The organism is Lysinibacillus sp. FSL K6-0232, assembly GCF_038008325.1.
GTDB lineage: Bacteria > Bacillota > Bacilli > Bacillales_A > Planococcaceae > Lysinibacillus.
Genome location: NZ_JBBOYW010000001.1, coordinates 2,453,040 through 2,469,732, shown reverse-complemented (window position 1 = coordinate 2,469,732; position 16,693 = coordinate 2,453,040). Strand labels below are relative to the sequence as shown.

Annotated in this window: 16 protein-coding genes, 2 pseudogenes and 1 riboswitch; of the genes and pseudogenes, 17 read left to right on the top strand and 1 reads right to left on the bottom strand. The window is 37.6% G+C overall.

From position 1 onward, the window contains the following. Nucleotides 1–7: 7 nt before the first annotated feature. Nucleotides 8–2,326, top strand: a complete 2,319-nt coding sequence (locus tag MHB42_RS12040; protein WP_340806427.1) for an ABC transporter permease — start codon at nucleotides 8–10, stop codon at nucleotides 2,324–2,326. Nucleotides 2,327–2,518: 192 nt separating this feature from the next. Here MHB42_RS12040 and MHB42_RS12035 read toward each other — a convergent pair. Further along, a pseudogene (locus MHB42_RS12035) lies at nucleotides 2,519–2,978 on the bottom strand (peptide-methionine (S)-S-oxide reductase). Nucleotides 2,979–3,540: 562 nt separating this feature from the next. On the opposite strand from MHB42_RS12035, the pseudogene MHB42_RS12030 reads away from it, so the two are divergent. The 16 genes and pseudogenes from MHB42_RS12030 to comX all read left to right on the top strand — a co-directional run bounded on the left by MHB42_RS12030 (nucleotide 3,541) and on the right by comX (nucleotide 16,646). After that, nucleotides 3,541–3,993: pseudogene (locus tag MHB42_RS12030) on the top strand (VOC family protein). A gap of 322 nt (nucleotides 3,994–4,315) precedes the next feature. Further along, complete coding sequence (gene comGA / locus MHB42_RS12025; protein ID WP_340806425.1) at nucleotides 4,316–5,335, top strand: competence type IV pilus ATPase ComGA; 1,020 nt, start codon at nucleotides 4,316–4,318, stop codon at nucleotides 5,333–5,335. Next, a complete protein-coding gene (gene comGB / locus MHB42_RS12020) occupies nucleotides 5,313–6,386 on the top strand; it encodes a competence type IV pilus assembly protein ComGB (protein ID WP_340806423.1) in 1,074 nt (357 codons plus the stop codon). The genes comGA and comGB overlap by 23 nt, the downstream gene beginning before the upstream one ends. A 10-nt stretch (nucleotides 6,387–6,396) precedes the next feature. After that, nucleotides 6,397–6,735: a competence type IV pilus major pilin ComGC gene (comGC, locus tag MHB42_RS12015; RefSeq protein ID WP_340806421.1), complete on the top strand. Its 339-nt coding sequence runs from the start codon at nucleotides 6,397–6,399 to the stop codon at nucleotides 6,733–6,735. Beyond that, nucleotides 6,735–7,178, top strand: a complete 444-nt coding sequence (gene comGD, locus MHB42_RS12010) for a competence type IV pilus minor pilin ComGD (RefSeq protein WP_340806419.1) — start codon at nucleotides 6,735–6,737, stop codon at nucleotides 7,176–7,178. Before comGC ends, comGD begins: the two co-directional genes overlap by 1 nt. Then, on the top strand, nucleotides 7,171–7,488 hold the full coding sequence (locus MHB42_RS12005) for a hypothetical protein (protein WP_340806417.1): 318 nt from the start codon (nucleotides 7,171–7,173) through the stop codon (nucleotides 7,486–7,488). Before comGD ends, MHB42_RS12005 begins: the two co-directional genes overlap by 8 nt. Beyond that, nucleotides 7,481–7,909 (top strand): competence type IV pilus minor pilin ComGF, encoded by a 429-nt coding sequence (gene comGF / locus MHB42_RS12000; protein WP_340806415.1) that lies wholly within the window; start codon nucleotides 7,481–7,483, stop codon nucleotides 7,907–7,909. The genes MHB42_RS12005 and comGF overlap by 8 nt, the downstream gene beginning before the upstream one ends. A gap of 198 nt (nucleotides 7,910–8,107) precedes the next feature. Beyond that, entirely contained in the window at nucleotides 8,108–8,623 is a 516-nt protein-coding gene (locus MHB42_RS11995) for a shikimate kinase (RefSeq protein WP_340806413.1), read from the top strand. Nucleotides 8,624–8,768: 145 nt separating this feature from the next. Beyond that, a riboswitch (glycine riboswitch) is annotated at nucleotides 8,769–8,861 on the top strand. 218 nt (nucleotides 8,862–9,079) lie between these two features. Further along, the gene (gene gcvT, locus MHB42_RS11990) at nucleotides 9,080–10,183 is read left to right on the top strand and encodes a glycine cleavage system aminomethyltransferase GcvT (RefSeq protein ID WP_340806412.1); all 1,104 of its coding nucleotides are present in this window, start codon (nucleotides 9,080–9,082) and stop codon (nucleotides 10,181–10,183) included. Between the two features lie 25 nt (nucleotides 10,184–10,208). Then, nucleotides 10,209–11,555: an aminomethyl-transferring glycine dehydrogenase subunit GcvPA gene (gcvPA, locus tag MHB42_RS11985; protein WP_340806410.1), complete on the top strand. Its 1,347-nt coding sequence runs from the start codon at nucleotides 10,209–10,211 to the stop codon at nucleotides 11,553–11,555. Continuing rightward, entirely contained in the window at nucleotides 11,548–13,011 is a 1,464-nt protein-coding gene (gene gcvPB / locus MHB42_RS11980) for an aminomethyl-transferring glycine dehydrogenase subunit GcvPB (protein ID WP_340806408.1), read from the top strand. Before gcvPA ends, gcvPB begins: the two co-directional genes overlap by 8 nt. 242 nt (nucleotides 13,012–13,253) lie before the next feature. After that, a complete protein-coding gene (locus tag MHB42_RS11975; protein ID WP_340806406.1) occupies nucleotides 13,254–13,730 on the top strand; it encodes a hypothetical protein in 477 nt (158 codons plus the stop codon). Between the two features lie 12 nt (nucleotides 13,731–13,742). Next, nucleotides 13,743–14,294, top strand: a complete 552-nt coding sequence (locus MHB42_RS11970; protein ID WP_340806404.1) for an RNA 2'-phosphotransferase — start codon at nucleotides 13,743–13,745, stop codon at nucleotides 14,292–14,294. A 78-nt stretch (nucleotides 14,295–14,372) separates the two neighbouring features. Further along, entirely contained in the window at nucleotides 14,373–15,044 is a 672-nt protein-coding gene (locus MHB42_RS11965) for an endonuclease V (RefSeq protein ID WP_340806402.1), read from the top strand. Nucleotides 15,045–15,144: 100 nt separating this feature from the next. Beyond that, nucleotides 15,145–16,101, top strand: a complete 957-nt coding sequence (locus tag MHB42_RS11960) for an ADP-ribosylglycohydrolase family protein (RefSeq protein ID WP_340806401.1) — start codon at nucleotides 15,145–15,147, stop codon at nucleotides 16,099–16,101. Nucleotides 16,102–16,487: 386 nt separating this feature from the next. Further along, nucleotides 16,488–16,646 carry a competence pheromone ComX gene (gene comX / locus MHB42_RS11955; RefSeq protein ID WP_340806400.1) on the top strand — a complete coding sequence of 53 codons (159 nt, stop codon included), beginning with the start codon at nucleotides 16,488–16,490 and terminating at the stop codon, nucleotides 16,644–16,646. Nucleotides 16,647–16,693: the final 47 nt, after the last annotated feature.

The following is a 16,693-nucleotide window of genomic DNA, read 5'->3' as shown; positions in this document are numbered from 1 at the left end:
CCTAGCGATGGCGAATATTCGAAAAAGCAAATCTGCGACCTTTTCTTTATTTATCTTTATTTTGGTCGCTGCTTTACTTTTGAATATCGGTTTAATGGTTATCACACAAATCAATACATTTTTTGAAAGTAAAGCTGAACAATTAAAAGATCCTCACGCAATAATAATGATGGATTATGCAAATTATCATTCAAGTTATGGAGAATTTATAACGAAATATCCTGGGGTGACAGAGTCAGAAACAGAAGAAATGATTAGAATGAACATGGCTAAATTTAACTTTGGCAATAGTGAATTATCGACTAATGTCATTATTTTTAATGCGGATACAAAACGTAGGATTGGCCCGTTAAATTTGATAGAAAAACTGAATACATATGGTTCTCATGATATTTTTGTGCCGTATAGTTTTAAAACAAATGGTGGCTATCAATTAGGTGATCACTTTACCATCACCTATCAAGACAAGGAATATGAGTATCGAATTGGAGGATTTTTTGAAACAACGATGATGGGTACGAATAACATGGGCGTTATGAAATTTATGTTGCCGGAACCTTCCTATTTAAAATTGGCAGACGAATTAAGTACCCAATCAGAAGGCTTGGTTATATCTGCAATATTGGATGATCAAACACAATCATCGACGTTAAAAAACAATTTTTTTAAAGAATTCCACCAATCAATAGAAGTGAATGCTAATATTTGGGGATTAGATATTGAACAAGTGAAAAGTGTAACTACATTAACGATTAATCTTCTAGCGACAATACTGGTAGCATTTGCAATAATAATTGTACTTGTTTCACTCATTGTCATTAAATTCCGAGTTGCAAATAGTATTGAAGATGGTGTGGAAAATATTGGGGTACTTAAAGCGATTGGTTACACAAGTAGGCAAATTCTTTCATCGATGATTCTACAATTTATCTTCATTGCTCTTTGTGGAAGTGTGATAGGAATTGCGCTGTCATATGTTTTTATGTCTTTCTTCGGAAGTATTATTTCAACGTTATCTGGTTTAATATGGACGCAAACATTTGGTCCTATGGCTAATTTGATCAGTATTTTCTTTGTTACACTTGCTGTTTTAATCGTTACACTACTATCCGCCTTTCGTGTTAAGAAAATTCTGCCTGTTGCAGCACTTCGTGGCGGCATTCAAACGCATAACTTTAGAAAAAATCGTGTTCCATTGGAAAAAGCGAGAGGCGGACTTCATTTCTTACTTGCGATTAAATCAACGCTTGCAAATGCAAAACAAAATATGATGATTCTTTTCATCATTATTGCACTAACTTTTGCCTCTGTCTTTTCAGCAGTGTCCTATTATAACATTGCGTCAGATAAGACAGCATTTGTGGACTTATTCGGTGTAGAACCTGCAAATGTGTATGTAATTATCAAATCAGATGTAGATATAAGAGAACTTTTGAGTCATATTGAACAAATGGAATATGTACGGAAAGTGAATCTATTGGATAAAATTCAAACGAAAATTGATGGTCAAATCGTGTATACAAATGTTACGAATCATTATGACCAGTTAGAAAACAATATCGTCTACGAAGGTCGCCAGCCAAAATATGAAAATGAAATATCCATCTCTTGGGTTGTATCAAGCCAAATTAATAAAGGAGTTGGGGATACAGTTGAAGTAGAATTTGAGAATGAAACAGCTAGTTTTCTAGTAACTGGAATCAGTCAATTAATTCATCATTCAGGCCAGGTAGCCGCATTAACATTAGAAGGAATTCAACAATTACAAACAAACTATAAAGGATCTACCCTTAATGTTTATTTAGATGGTATATCGAACAAAGATTTTATCAAAAATGTCCAAGAGCAATATGGGGATTATCTAGTTGGAACAGTAGATATCGATGAAAATATAGAGAGCGAAACAGGTATGTATACAGATGCAGTGTTTGCTGTGCTACTGACGGTTCTAGCCATCACCGTGCTAGTTGTTGTCATGATTCTATACCTGGTCATTAAAACAATGATTATTAAGCGTAAAAAGGAATTTGGTGTGATGAAAGCTATCGGCTATTCAACAATGCAACTAATGCATCAAATCGCCATCAGCTTTCTACCAGTTATCATTACAGGCGTTACAATTGGTGGTGCACTTGGTTACTTTTTCACTAATCCAATGCTTGCTGTATTACTATCAAGTGCAGGCGTAAAACGTTTGGATTTTACCATCCATTTACCGACCGTTCTACTACTTTGCATTGGAATCCTTCTATTAGGCTATCTGGTTTCCATGCTGGTATCTTTAAAAATCAAAAAAATTACAGTTCACAGTTTAATGACAGAATAATAGCAATCGCTCATCTCTGACAGGAGCCAATAATAAAGTGGTTTCATTTACAAGAGCCTTACTACATGAGATATGTAATAAGGCTCTTAAAAATTGTTTAATTCTTCTTAAAAACAGTTCTATTCCCTTTATTGTATGCTTAAGCATGTCTGAAAACTATAGATCCTCTCAATCATCTTTTCATCATCTCTCTTACTTATACTTATTTAATAGTTCTTCGGGAATATGACAATAATCATTTGGACATCTAGCTAACCTATCTTGATGTTCTTCTGCACTTCTTATGTAGTTTGTAAGTGGTAATACTTCAACAACGATAAGGTTGGAATCATTTCTCTCACCAATAAACGCCTTCGCCTCTTGTAAATGTTCGGGCTTTTCACTATAGACGCCTGTTCTGTATTTCTCCCCAACATCCTGTCCTTGCTTATTCAAGCTATAGGGATCAATGATTTCAAAAAAATACCCCATTAATTCCCTGATTGTGACAACTGTCGGATCAAATTCTGTTTTTACACATTCGGCATACCCATCATAATCCTCCTCAAGTGTCTGACTTGTGCCATTCGCTCTACCTGCCTCCGTAAACGTAATGCCAGGTAAAGGCTTGTACACCCCATAAACATCCACCTGCAAAATATACTACTTCCATATTGATTTTCCTCTTTGTTTAAAAAATAAAAAAATCATTCCAAGTAATGGGACGAGAAAAATGTAATTACTAAGTTTGCTACATATTCAAATAATGACAAATTTGATTATTCCCCGTTATGACCCGATTGTTGAACACTAGTCAAACAACTATATTATTTTTAAATTGGTTTTATTGTAAATTAACTATACTATAATCATGAGAGGACACTATGTTCAATATATGCGCATATATCCTCTTTTTTGTACATAGTTGATATATTAAAAAGGATGTATAATAATTATCAAAAAATTAAACATTGTTATTGTTGGGGGACGTAGCCTAAGCGTCAAAAAGAATGGATCTTGTAGATGGAGTAATGAAGATGCAAGAAGGAATTTTAGAGGATAACAGCAGGAGATACATGTTAGTGGATGGTGAAGGTTTTCTGTTTCTTCCTGAAAATCAAATTTCACATTTTCCTATTCTATGACAAGGTGTTTGTTATTTGGAAGGAATTTGGAATTTTTTAATAGAATAATTTATAGAGATAATAAATTTTTACACATAAGGAGATAAGACGATGACAAAAAATAAATTACTAAGAATGGACAATGTCAGCGTCGTTGTAGAATCACTTGATGACGCAATCTCTTTCTTTGAGGAGATTGGCTTGAACCTCGAAGGGCGAGCCACTGTCGAAGGTGAATAGGCTGGCCGTGTAACTGGATTGGGTTCTCAGTGCGTAGAGATTGCTATGATGGTTACCCCGGATGGCCACAGTCGACTTGAACTTTCGCAATTTCTCAGCCCGCCTACTATAGCAGATCACCGGACTGCTCCTGTAAACGCCCTCGGTTATCTACGCGTTATGTTCACCGTTGAAGACATTGACGAAATGGTATCGAAACTCACTAAGCATGGTGCTCAGTGAGTTGGCGAAGTGGTTCAGTACGAGGACTTGTATCGACTCTGCTACATTCGTGGAATCGAAGGACTGCTATTCGGTTTGGCGGAACAGCTCGGTAACAAATAAGTAAGTAGCTAGTAGGTATCACTCCTCGTTTTTTATAAATTTTTTTGATTTAGATCTTGATAAAGCAACTTAAACAATTTTTTATCTATGCATACCAAACTACATTGTTTAGCAGGTGTCCAAATGTCTGCTGAAGCAAGATAAAACTTTAACTATCACAGAAAGCTCTTTAAGGAAAAGGCTGAAAATTGTACATTCTCATATATTTTTAGCGCAAATTTTTAATTTCAGCAAAGGGCTTTTCTGATAACAGCTTTCTATTTATACTAGGGGTAACGAATAGAGCGGTCATATTCGAATGAACTAGAAGAGAGGTGCATATATGCAAAATTTTGAAACGGTTGTTGAGCAAAAGTGTGAGCAGCTTTTACTAAAAGCCTATCATTTTGGTGCATCTGACGTGTTGCTAGTGCCAGGCAGTGTAAAATATCAGCTTTATTTTCGGAAATATGATAAGCTCCTGCAAGCAGGTGAGCTGCCCAATGATTTAGCTGAAAGAATGATCTCGTACTATAAATTTCTAGCAGAATTAGATATTAGCGAGCGCCGTAAACCTCAAAGCGGCTCTTTTCAAAAAGCGATGGAACAAAACCCATACGCCTTTCGTGTATCAACACTCCCCTCGGTATTTTTAAAAGAAAGCTTAATTATCCGTTTACTTCTTCAAAACCATACATTCCCACTAACTTCCCTATGTTTTTCTGAAAGTGCAGCACACCAATTAATGGCACTTGTGCAAAATAAGCAAGGCATTTTGTTTTTTACAGGTGCAACAGGCTCTGGCAAGTCTACGTCGCTATATTCCTTAATTCATTATTGTTCTACAGAATTACATCGACATGTTATTTCGTTAGAAGACCCTGTAGAAAACAGCCAAGCCAATTTACTGCAAATTCAAGTAAATGAGCGAGCTGGCGTTACATATGCAACAGGGTTAAAAGCTATTTTACGGCATTCTCCTGACGTTATTATGATTGGTGAAATTCGAGATAAGGAAACCGCCAAAATTGCGATTGAGGCAAGCTTGACAGGTCATTTAGTCCTTTCAACCATTCATGCAAAAGATTCGATTAACTGTCTGTACCGTTTAATGGATTTAGGTGTGTCCATTGAGGAGCTGCGACAAACGGTGATTGGTATTGTTGCACAAATACTTTTCCAAGCCCCAGCTATACATGAGGAGCGCCGAGCCATTTATGAAATTTTGGATGATGTTTATTTAAGTAAGGCTATTTCGGCTATAGCAGCAAAGGCATACTATGAGCTTCCGTATGAACGAACATTAATGGGGCAAAAAGAATTATTGGAGAGTCAGCAATATGCGGTTACAAAAGTCTATTGATCGACTGCTTCTTCGGTATAAAAAGGCAACAAAATGGCGGTTAAGAGAGCAGGCACAATTTTTCAATCGTTTATGTGTGCTTATGCAGGAGGGCTATTTATTTCCACAGGCGCTTGCCATGCTGTTACCCCATCATATTGAATCACATCAGGATGTTCAGCGGCAAATTGATGATAAATTGAGGCAAGGGGTAGGTGTAGCAGGCATACTTGAAACATTGCAGCTAAGCAAGCAGCATCTAGTGGCGATTACAGTAGCTGAGAATAATGGGCATATGATTGAGGCACTAGAGGGGATTGCTAAGCAGCTAGCTGTTAATGAGCAAACAAAGAAAAAATTGTTGAAGCTACTTGCTTATCCTATTGCATTAACATTTTTCTTATTATTGCTGTTTTTTGTATTTCGAACAGTGTTTTTACCCAATATTGAAAAAATGACAACAAGCCGTACAGTCGAATCAGAACCAGCAGCCGTTGCATTGTCTAATTTGCTGTTGCATGTGCCAGATGTGGTGATTGTCGTTATACTTCTAACACTTTGTCTAATAGGACTCTGTCGCCTTATACTGACACGGCAACCCATTGCTAAGCAGCTCACCATCCTCTTAAAAATTCCATTTCTTCAACGCTATTTTCGTTTAACATTAACAAGACAATTCGCAGCCTATTTAGGAAGCCTACTGCAAAGTGGCTTTTCATTACAAGCAAGCCTTCAAATTTTAGAGGAGCAGCAGCTTCAGCCCTTTTTACAAAATCTTTCACAACGTATAAAAGAAAGAGTTATTTTTGGTGAATCCTTGGCACAGGCAGTTATGATGCTAGCTGTTTTTCAGAAGGACTTTCCTATTTTTATAGAGCATGGTGAGCAAAGCGGCTATTTAGGCAAAGAACTAGTATTGTACAGCGAGTTATTAATGGACAAGCAGGAGCATCTTTTGCAGAAAATGCTGTCGCTTGTACAGCCTAGCTTTTTTATTCTAATTGCACTATGTATCGTAGCGGCTTATATGAGTTTATTACTGCCAATCTATCATATGATTGAAATCGTATAGGAGGGAAAGAATGAAGCATATTAAACAGCAAACAGGTTTTACGTTAATTGAAATGTTAATTGTATTGTTAATTATCTCAGTTTTGATCCTTATTACTATACCGAATATTACCAAGCATTTCGCCACAATTGATAAAAAGGGATGTACAGCCTATATTTCAATGGTGCAAGGGCAGGTCGAGGCCTATCGTGTAGATTTTATGAGCTATCCAACATTAGAGGATTTGGTGAGGGAAGGCTACCTCAAAGAAAATGAAACTACATGTCCCAATAAAGAAGAAATTATGATTACAAGCGAAGGAGAGGTACGTTTAGCCAATGCCAAATCTGAAGCAGGTTCAGGTGGCTAATGCGACATCGTCAACAGGAAGCAGGCTTTACATTGCTAGAAATGCTTATTGTCTTAGTGATTGTCATGAGCCTTACTGCCATTGTGCTGAAATTTTCTTTAAAAACAGCGGAAACAAGAGAGCTGGAGCGGTTTTTTACACAACTTCAATTAGATATTCAATATATTCAAACATATAGTATGAACCAACGCCAATATATAGCAATGACATTTGAGGGTGGAACAGCTAATCGCTATGTCATTCAAAAAAATGCTTTTACAAATATATACGAGCGTCCTTTTCCAAAAGGTGTCGCATTTTTACCGGAAGAAAGCACCATGTATATGCTTGTTTACAATGGCAAAGGCAATGTTATGACAGCTGGCACATTGTCGTTTAAAACACCGCAGGGCAAGAAAAAGGTAATTATTACATTAGGGCGAGGGAGAGCAAGAGTTGAATGAGTCAGGCTATTCATTTGTAGAAACAATTTTAGCTATTAGTATTTTCATGTTACTTTGCACATCGTTATTGCCAATTACCTATACAATGAAAACTAATCTAACGAATAAAAAATTAGAGATGATAGCGGCTGAAACAGCCTATGAGGGATTAAAACAATATCAAGCTTTACAACAAACAGCAGGCTCTAGGACGGTTGAACAAATTGACTATTATTGGCAGTATGATGGACAGGAAATTTGCGTAAGCTTTCATAATATGCATAAGCCACGCCAAAAATGCATTCGGCTAACGGGTGAAGTCTATGAATAACAAAGGCTATACATTATTAGAAGCTTTATTTCAATTAGTTGTTTTTGTAGTAGCTTCCCATCTTCTCATACTAATTATGCTATGGTTTGCTGAAATGTCCTCAACGATGCTAACGGATGAGCAATCCAAATGGGAGCTATTTGTGTACGACTTCAATCAATACTTGCACAATGTGTCAGCATTTTCGATTCGAAATGACCAAAAAAGAGTTACCTTACAAACCACTGAAAAAGTCTATCATATTGATTGTTACCGCAATCTTATTCGCGAGCAGCAAGTAAATGGTGGGCACGTGCCACTATTAAATGGTGTCGATGCATGTCAATTTCGCTATACAGATAATATGTTGACAGTAGCTGTCAAATTTCCTAGCGGTATACAAAAGGAGCGAACCTTCTATGTGGCAATTACTGAAAAATGACAGAGGGGCTATTTTTTTAATCGCAATTGCATTATTATTTTTTGTAACTACTTTTGTTCTTGCGTATTGTATGTCTTATGAAATGCAGTTTCGAACTTATGATGGGCTGGAAAAGTTGAATGTTCGGGCTACGATAAATTTATTAGGACAAATTTTGTCAGACAGTGTAGAATCGTAGTTATAAGAAGGTGACTCGAATTGCGAAAAATATATTTAGTTGGCTTTATGGGCAGCGGAAAAAGTGCGTTAGGAAGACGTCTAAGCTATTTATTAAAGATGCCATATTATGATATGGATCATGAAATTGTGCGACAGCAGGGGATGACCATTCCAGAAATTTTTGAAAAGTACGGGGAGGCACATTTCCGAGAAATCGAAACAGCATTTTTGAAAAACTTCCGAGATGAAGCTTGTATTATTTCTACAGGTGGTGGGGTGGCTATGAATGCTGAAAATCGAAAAATTATGCGACGCAGTGGATTGGTGTTTTTTCTGGATGCGTCGTTTGAAGATATTTATAAGCGCATTCAGCATGACCCAAATAGACCAATTGTTCAAAGCTCCACAAAAGAAGAGCTTGAAAAGCTGTATCATTACAGAAGAAAGTTCTATCGTGATGCAGGGCATATACAGGTGCTAACGGAAGGAAGAACGATTCGTCAAATTCTAGAGTATTTAGTATTCCAAGTGAAAAGGTTAAAAGGCGAACGATAATATCTTAAAAAGAATTGAATATTCGTGTTTGGTTATCTTTTTAAAAAATGATTGCCTTTTCAATGCATTTAATGTTAGGATATAGACAAATAAGTAACTAAATGTTCATTGAATACTAAATAGTACCAAGATTGATCTTGGGCGGATGATTGTGCGGGGAGAGCGCGTATAGACGCCACCGAAGGAGCAAGTAGCAATGGGCTATGAATCTCTCAGGTAAAAGGACTCGTACAAGACGCAACTCTGGAGAGAGCTGTAGTATAACAATAACAGCCACCAAAGGGGAAAGCCGACTAATTGGCAACGAATTGCGAGTCAGTTTGGTGTAACTTTCAGGTGCAAGGACAGAGAATCCCGAAAAAGGGGTTCGTCTGTCTTTTTTTATGTCTTTTAGGTCAAAGTACAGACGAACTACTACGAGTAAACATGTAACGAACAATAAGGGGGCAAAAATGAATGGCAAATGAATTAAAGCGTACACCTCTATTTGAAGAATATGCGAAATATGGTGCAAAGACTGTTGATTTTGGTGGATGGGAGTTACCTGTTCAATTTTCTTCTATTAAAGAAGAGCATGATGCAGTGCGTAACCGTGCAGGCTTATTTGATGTATCACATATGGGCGAAATTTTAGTAACGGGCCCTGATGCACTTAACTTTTTACAAAATCTTTTAACAAATGATGTATCCAAAATAGCAACAGGTCAAGCACAGTATACAGCGATGTGCTATGAAGATGGCGGTGTTGTAGATGATTTATTAACGTATAAATTAGCAGACAACCATTATTTATTATGTGTCAATGCAGCGAATATTGAAAAAGACTATGATTGGATGATGGAAAATCAGCATCAATATGATGTGACGATTGATAATCAATCTGATGCCTATGCACAAATTGCTCTTCAAGGTCCATTAGCAGAAGAAGTGCTTCAATCCCTTACTTCAACAGATGTAAGTGCCATTAAATTTTTCCGCTTCCAAGAGAATGTTGAGGTTGCAGGACATAAAGTATTAGTTTCTCGTAGTGGCTACACAGGTGAAGATGGCTTTGAATTGTATGGTGCTCCAGAGGATATTAAAGCGCTTTGGGGGAAAATTTTAGAGGCTGGTCAAGACAAAGGTGTTGTTCCTGCAGGTTTAGGCTGTCGTGATACACTGCGCTTTGAGGCAGGTCTACCATTATATGGACAAGAGCTATCAGCAACAATTTCGCCGCTAGAGGCTGGTATTGGCTTTGCTGTGAAATTAAATAAAGAGGACTTTATTGGTCATGAAGCATTAGCAGCACAAAAGGAAAATGGTCTTCCACGCAAATTGGTTGGTATTGAAATGATTGATAAAGGTATTCCGCGTCATGGCTATAAAGTATTAATGGATGGTAAGGAAATCGGTGAAGTAACAACAGGAACACAGCTTCCTTCCTCTAAGCGTAATGTTGGTCACGCATTAATTGACAGTCAATTCGCAACAATCGGAACTGAGCTAGAAATCGAAATTCGTGGTAAGCACTTAAAGGTAATCACAGTTGAAACACCGTTTTACAAGCGTTCAAAATAATAGTTGAAAAGAGGGACCTACATTTATGAAACATCGTTATTTACCAATGACGGAGCAAGATCAAAAAGACATGTTAGACGTAATCGGTGTATCCTCAGTCGATGAATTATTCGAGGATATTCCTGAGAAAGTCCGCTTTAAGGGCCTTTATGACATTAAGGAAGCAAAAGCAGAATCTGCTTTATTAAAGGAATTAACGGTACTTGCTGCTAAAAATAAGGATACAAATGCCAATGTATCATTTTTAGGCGCAGGTGTTTATAATCACTATAAGCCAGTAATCGTAGATCATGTTATTTCCCGTTCAGAATTCTATACAGCTTATACACCATACCAACCAGAAATTTCACAAGGTGAGCTACAGGCTATCTTTGAATTCCAAACAATGATTGCAGAGCTTACAGGCATGGACCTTGCGAACTCTTCTATGTATGATGGCGGCACAGCTTTAGCAGAGGCAGGTATGCTAGCGGCTGGTCATACACGTCGTCAGAAGATTTTAGTATCAGAAGCGGTACATCCAGAATACCGTGATGTTGTGGCTACATATGCCTATGGTCAATCCATTGAAATTGTGACAATTCCACAAAAAGATGGTGTGACAGATGTGGATGCATTAAAAGAACTTATTGATGATAATACAGCAGCTGTTATTGCCCAATATCCAAACTTCTTTGGTCAAGTAGAGGACCTTCAAGTAATTGGGGATATTGCGCATGAGGCAAAAAGCTTATTCGTTGTATCTTCTAACCCTCTTGCATTAGGTATTTTAACACCTCCAGGTAAGCTAGGCGCAGATATTTGTGTAGGGGATGCACAAGTTTTCGGTATCTCTGAGGCATTCGGTGGCCCACACTGTGGCTTCTTTGCTGTGACAACGAAATTAATGCGTAAAGTGCCAGGTCGTCTTGTTGGTGAAACAGTGGATGGTGAAGGTCGTCGTGGCTATGTATTAACACTACAAGCGCGTGAACAACATATCCGTCGTGATAAAGCAACTTCGAATATTTGCTCAAACCAAGCACTTCTTGCACTGGCAGCTTCTGTAGCGATGACAGCGCTAGGGAAACAAGGTATTCGTGAAATGGCTATGCAAAATATTGCTAAAACACGCTATGCGAAAAATGCCTTTGAAGCAGCAGGCTTTACAGTAGCATTCCAAGGCGCACACTTTAACGAAATCGTTGTGAAAACAAATAAATGCGTAAAGGAAATTAATAAAGGCTTAATCGAAAAGGGCATTATCGGTGGCTATCCTTTAGGTCAAAACTATGATTCTCTTAAAAATCATGTATTAATTGCAGTTACAGAATTACGCACAAAAGAAGAAATTGATGCACTTGTTGCAGAAATGGAGGCTCTTCATGCATAACGAAAATCAATCACTTATTTTTGAAATTTCAAAAGAAGGCCGCGTTGGCTATAGCTTAGAAGCACTAGATGTGCCTGAAGTAGACCTAGCAGATTTATTACCTGCAAACCTAGTACGTGCAGAGGCAGCGGAATTACCTGAAGTATCTGAGCTTGATATTATGCGTCATTACACGGCACTTTCTCGCCGTAACCATGGAGTAGACTCTGGCTTCTATCCGCTAGGCTCTTGTACGATGAAATATAATCCAAAAATTAATGAAGCGGTTGCACGTTTCTCAGGCTTTGCCAATGTCCATCCATTACAGGATGAATCAACAGTACAAGGCGCAATGGAGCTTCTCTATGATCTTCAAACTTCTTTAGTAGAAATTACAGGCATGGATGAAGTAACATTACAACCAGCAGCAGGTGCTCATGGTGAGTGGACAGCATTAATGATGATTCGTGCATTCCATGAAGCAAATGGGGAAGGTCACCGTAATAAAGTAATCGTTCCTGACTCAGCACATGGTACTAACCCAGCATCAGCGACAGTAGCGGGCTTTGAAACAATCACTGTTAAATCAGATGAAAATGGCTTAGTTGATATCGAAGACCTTCGCAAAGTAGTAGGTTCTGATACAGCAGCTCTAATGTTAACGAATCCGAATACACTAGGGTTGTTTGAAGAAAACATTATCGAAATGGCAGAGCTAATTCACTCTGTAGGCGGTAAAGTGTACTATGATGGTGCAAACTTAAATGCCGTTATGAGTAAAGCACGTCCTGGCGATATGGGCTTTGACTGTGTGCATTTAAATTTACACAAAACATTTACAGGCCCACATGGTGGCGGTGGTCCAGGTTCTGGTCCAGTAGGCGTTAAAGCAGATTTAATTCCATTCCTACCAAAGCCAGTGTTAGTAAAAACGGAAGAGGGCACATACCACTTTGACTATGATCGTCCACAATCAATTGGTCGTGTTAAACCTTACTATGGTAACTTTGGTATCAATGTACGTGCTTACACATATATTCGTACAATGGGTCCAGATGGCTTAAAAGCTGTTACAGAATATGCTGTATTAAATGCCAACTATATGATGCGTCGTTTAGAGCCATTCTATGATCTACCATATAACCGTCACTGTAAACATGAATTTGTATTATCTGGTCGTCGTCAGAAGAAACTAGGCGTTCGTACATTAGATATCGCAAAACGTTTGTTAGACTTTGGCTACCATCCACCAACAACATACTTCCCATTAAATGTGGAGGAGGCGTTAATGATCGAGCCAACTGAAACTGAATCTAAAGAAACGTTAGATGCATTCTGCGATGTGATGATTCAAATTGCGAAGGAAGCAGAAGAAAATCCATCGATTGTACAAGAAGCACCGCATACAACAGTCGTATCTCGTCTAGACGAAACACGCGCTGCTCGTACACCAGTATTGCGTTATCAAAAAGCATAAAAAATAGAGAAGCCATCTGATAAGTATAGTTGTATTTATTGGATGGTTTTTTGTCTGTATTAGAACTAAGTGGCTTGATTGAAAGTAGTTTATCTCGGTTCAGCAAATTTTTTTGTATCGAAAGCGAAGCGTCAGTGCCAATTAAGCTGGGACGTAATTAAAGAGCTAGTTTGAGAATGTTTATTCCTACAGACCAAAGCAGTGTCACTTAGAGGTATGGCATGATAGGAGGAGTAGGAATAATGATGGACGAAGAAATGATGGATCGACTAAAAAATATTGCTTGGCTTGCAAATTGTGGGAAGCCATTAGATAATGATACTTCCTTTACGATTGTCCAAGCAATCAATTGGGAGCAGGCTGTGGAGCATTGTCAAAGTGACTACTGGGAAGCTATAACGCTTGAGGCAGGCAATGAATTAACAGAATTTTTATGTATAAATTTTCGTGATAAATATCAGCAATGGAATAAAGTCTTGAAGGAAGGGAAGGCACTGATGGACATATGTGTTATACCTGAAATAACAGCATATGTCCATCAGCGAGAGCTGCCTTCTATCATTTTAGATTGTGTTAAATGGGATGTGCTACATGCTATTATGGAATATTATTATAGAAACGAAAAAGAACCAGCGTTTTTCTTAGAATTGCTGAAAATATATGAATCTGGTCATTTCCCATGTGGCTGGAGCGATAAGGACAACTTAATTGTTTACTAGGAGGTGTAAAAATTGAGAGATACAGCATTTTACACGGCATTAAGCAAAGAGCTATCATATGCTTTACGCCATCAGCCGTGGAAATATGAATTGGAATTAGATGCGGAGGGCTGGGTTCCTGTAGCGCAATTATTAGCAGCTTTTAGTCAATCAGAAAAATGGCAAGATATCAGCTTAGAAGATATACAGCAAACTATTTTTTTAGCTGACAAGAAGCGTCATGAATTGCTGGATCATAGAATTAGAGCTTTATATGGGCACTCAACACCTATGAAAATCAATAAAGAAGAGGCTATACCGCCCAAACGGTTATATCATGGTACTTCACCAAAATTAATGAAGAGTATTCGTGAAACGGGTTTGTTACCAATGTCCAGACAATATGTCCATCTATCAGAAGATAGGGAAACAGCATGGATTGTTGGCAAACGGAAAGCACCAGAGCCAGTAATCGTATGGATTGATACGGAAGCAGCTCGCAACAATGGTGTTACATTTTATCGAGGAAACCAACAAGTATGGCTTGCTGATTATATCCCGATAGATTTTATCTCGTATGAATAGGCTGTAAAAATCCGATTGAGGAGTCATATTATCTCTGTAAGCAAGCCTTAAAGAGGGTAGCTGGAAGGAAGAAAAGATATGGAACAAGCATTTAAAAAAGAGCAAGAAAAGTGGAGAACTAAAATTTCATTGCAAAATCGTTTTCAGCTTGAGGATATTCGTTTAGTAGCGGGCGTTGATATTGCCTATTGGACGAAAGATCAAGTAGATTATGGAGTTTGTTGCATTGTTGTAATAGATTATGCAACAAAAGAAATTATTGAGGAGGTTGACTATTATGCACAAATAGATGTACCCTATATGGCTGGTTATTTAGCTTTTCGAGAGCTGCCGTTAGTGATAAAGGCAGCGCAAAAACTTCAATATCAACCAGATATTTTTATGTTTGATGGAAATGGTTATTTGCATTATCGCAATATGGGTATTGCCACACATGCTTCCTTTTATTTAAACCGACCTACAATCGGTGTTGCGAAAAGCTATTTAAAAATAGACGATACAGATTTTCAAATGCCTGAAAATAACAAAGGTGATGCGACAGATATAAACGTGAATGGTAAAATATATGGTGCAGCATTAAGAACAAGAAAAGATGTTAAGCCTATTTTTGTATCATGTGGGAACTGGATAGACTTAGCTACTTCCATTCAAATTACGCTCCATTTGATTGAAAAAGATAGCCGTTTACCTATTACCACTAGATATGCGGACTTAGCAACACATACAAGCAGACAAAAATACCGTGAGTAGATAAGTATTTTTTATGGTAATACAAAAAAGATGTTTTTCTTACAATAATTTGAGGTAGTAGTATAAAAAAGTGCTGTTTTAGAGAAGGAGCGTGAATGATATGGCTAATCATAATCTAAAGGAACGAATGCTAGCGACTTTATATGGAGGAATCATTGGCGATGTGATGGGCGTACCTGTTGAATTTAAGCCTAGAGGTACTTTTTATGTAGAGGATATGATTGGATATGGCACCTATAATCAGCCGCCCGGCACTTGGTCGGACGATACTTCGTTAACACTATGTTTAGTCGAAAACATCATTGAGCAAGGGAATACGGCGAGCTTAATGGATAAATTTGTACTATATATGGAGCAGGGCTACTGCACGCCTTTTGACGAAATGTTTGATATAGGAATTACAACGGCTGAGGCAGTGTCAAACTATAAAAAGGGTAGCTTACCTGAGCATTGCGGAAAAACAGGCGAATTTGATAATGGCAATGGTGCATTGATGAGAATCGCTCCAATAGCATTTGCTATGCTAAATGAGCTAGATTTTACGAAACGCGCAGCACTTATTCAACAATATACAGCGATTACACATGCCCATCCCCGCTCTCTTGTAGGGTCTATCATTTATATTGAGATATTATTAAGCTTATACCGAAATAATTCGCTCGCAGCAGCGTTACAGGAAGTCCATTTATTAGTAAATAATCATTTACAAGGGGATGCAAAGGCAGAACTTGCCTCCTATCATCGCATTTTTCAGGAGGACTTTTTCAAGCTTACTGAGGATGCTATTCAATCAAGCGGCTATATTATCCATTCGTTAGAGGCAGCTTTATGGTGTGTTGGCACTACAGCAACGTTTAAGGAGGCTGTTTTAAAGGCTGTCAATTTAGGTGAGGATACAGATACGGTGGCAGCGATTGCTGGAACGCTGGCAGGTATGTATTATCCGCTAGAGGATATTCCAACTGAATGGTTAAATAAAGTTGTGAAAAAGCAGGAGATTGACCAATTACTGCTGTCATTTTATCAAGCATGTGTCCAGCAGGAACATGAAAAATAAGTGACAATACGAGAAAGGGCGGTGACAAATTTTTCATTTACATAATATTTTTATGTTAGAAAAAGCCAATACTTATATAATAAAGAAAACAGCTTATTTAGCTGAATGGGTGCGAAAGGGGCTAGCCGCTTCCTATGCATGCTTCACTAAATAAGCTTATTTATTTGAAAGTTTATGTCAGTTTATAGGGAGAAGATAGCGAAAAATAAGAAAGAACATTACATTTCTTCTAATATTTTTGAATTTTTTAGAAAATTATGTTGAAATCTCGGAAAGCAGTAGTATAATAAAGGTATAGTTACAAATATGGTTAATAATTCCTTATATTAAGGGCTATTGGGTACATACGATGTAACTATAAAAAACTAGTGGAATGGGGAGATTTTATGATTAACATGATTCAGTATTTAGAGCAAAATCCGTCGTTAGTAACATTGTTAAAAGAAAAAAAAGCTTCTCTAATCGGTATCTCAGAGCTAGAGCAAAAGGCAATTTTGGATTCGTTTAATGAAGATGTATGTTTAGAAAGTACGATTTGGTACTAAATTCAAATAATAAACAATGGTTTTGGCTTGCTATAGGTATATATTTG

Bases quoted from the DNA above. Each gene is read 5' to 3' on its own strand.
- MHB42_RS12040 (WP_340806427.1), top strand. From the start codon at position 8: ATGGCGAATATTCGAAAAAGCAAATCTGCGACCTTTTCTTTATTTATC.
- comGA (WP_340806425.1), top strand. From the start codon at position 4,316: ATGCAAAATTTTGAAACGGTTGTTGAGCAAAAGTGTGAGCAGCTTTTA.
- comGB (WP_340806423.1), top strand. From the start codon at position 5,313: ATGCGGTTACAAAAGTCTATTGATCGACTGCTTCTTCGGTATAAAAAG.
- comGC (WP_340806421.1), top strand. From the start codon at position 6,397: ATGAAGCATATTAAACAGCAAACAGGTTTTACGTTAATTGAAATGTTA.
- comGD (WP_340806419.1), top strand. From the start codon at position 6,735: ATGCGACATCGTCAACAGGAAGCAGGCTTTACATTGCTAGAAATGCTT.
- comGF (WP_340806415.1), top strand. From the start codon at position 7,481: ATGAATAACAAAGGCTATACATTATTAGAAGCTTTATTTCAATTAGTT.
- gcvT (WP_340806412.1), top strand. From the start codon at position 9,080: ATGGCAAATGAATTAAAGCGTACACCTCTATTTGAAGAATATGCGAAA.
- gcvPA (WP_340806410.1), top strand. From the start codon at position 10,209: ATGAAACATCGTTATTTACCAATGACGGAGCAAGATCAAAAAGACATG.
- gcvPB (WP_340806408.1), top strand. From the start codon at position 11,548: ATGCATAACGAAAATCAATCACTTATTTTTGAAATTTCAAAAGAAGGC.
- MHB42_RS11975 (WP_340806406.1), top strand. From the start codon at position 13,254: ATGATGGACGAAGAAATGATGGATCGACTAAAAAATATTGCTTGGCTT.
- MHB42_RS11965 (WP_340806402.1), top strand. From the start codon at position 14,373: ATGGAACAAGCATTTAAAAAAGAGCAAGAAAAGTGGAGAACTAAAATT.
- MHB42_RS11960 (WP_340806401.1), top strand. From the start codon at position 15,145: ATGGCTAATCATAATCTAAAGGAACGAATGCTAGCGACTTTATATGGA.
- comX (WP_340806400.1), top strand. From the start codon at position 16,488: ATGATTAACATGATTCAGTATTTAGAGCAAAATCCGTCGTTAGTAACA.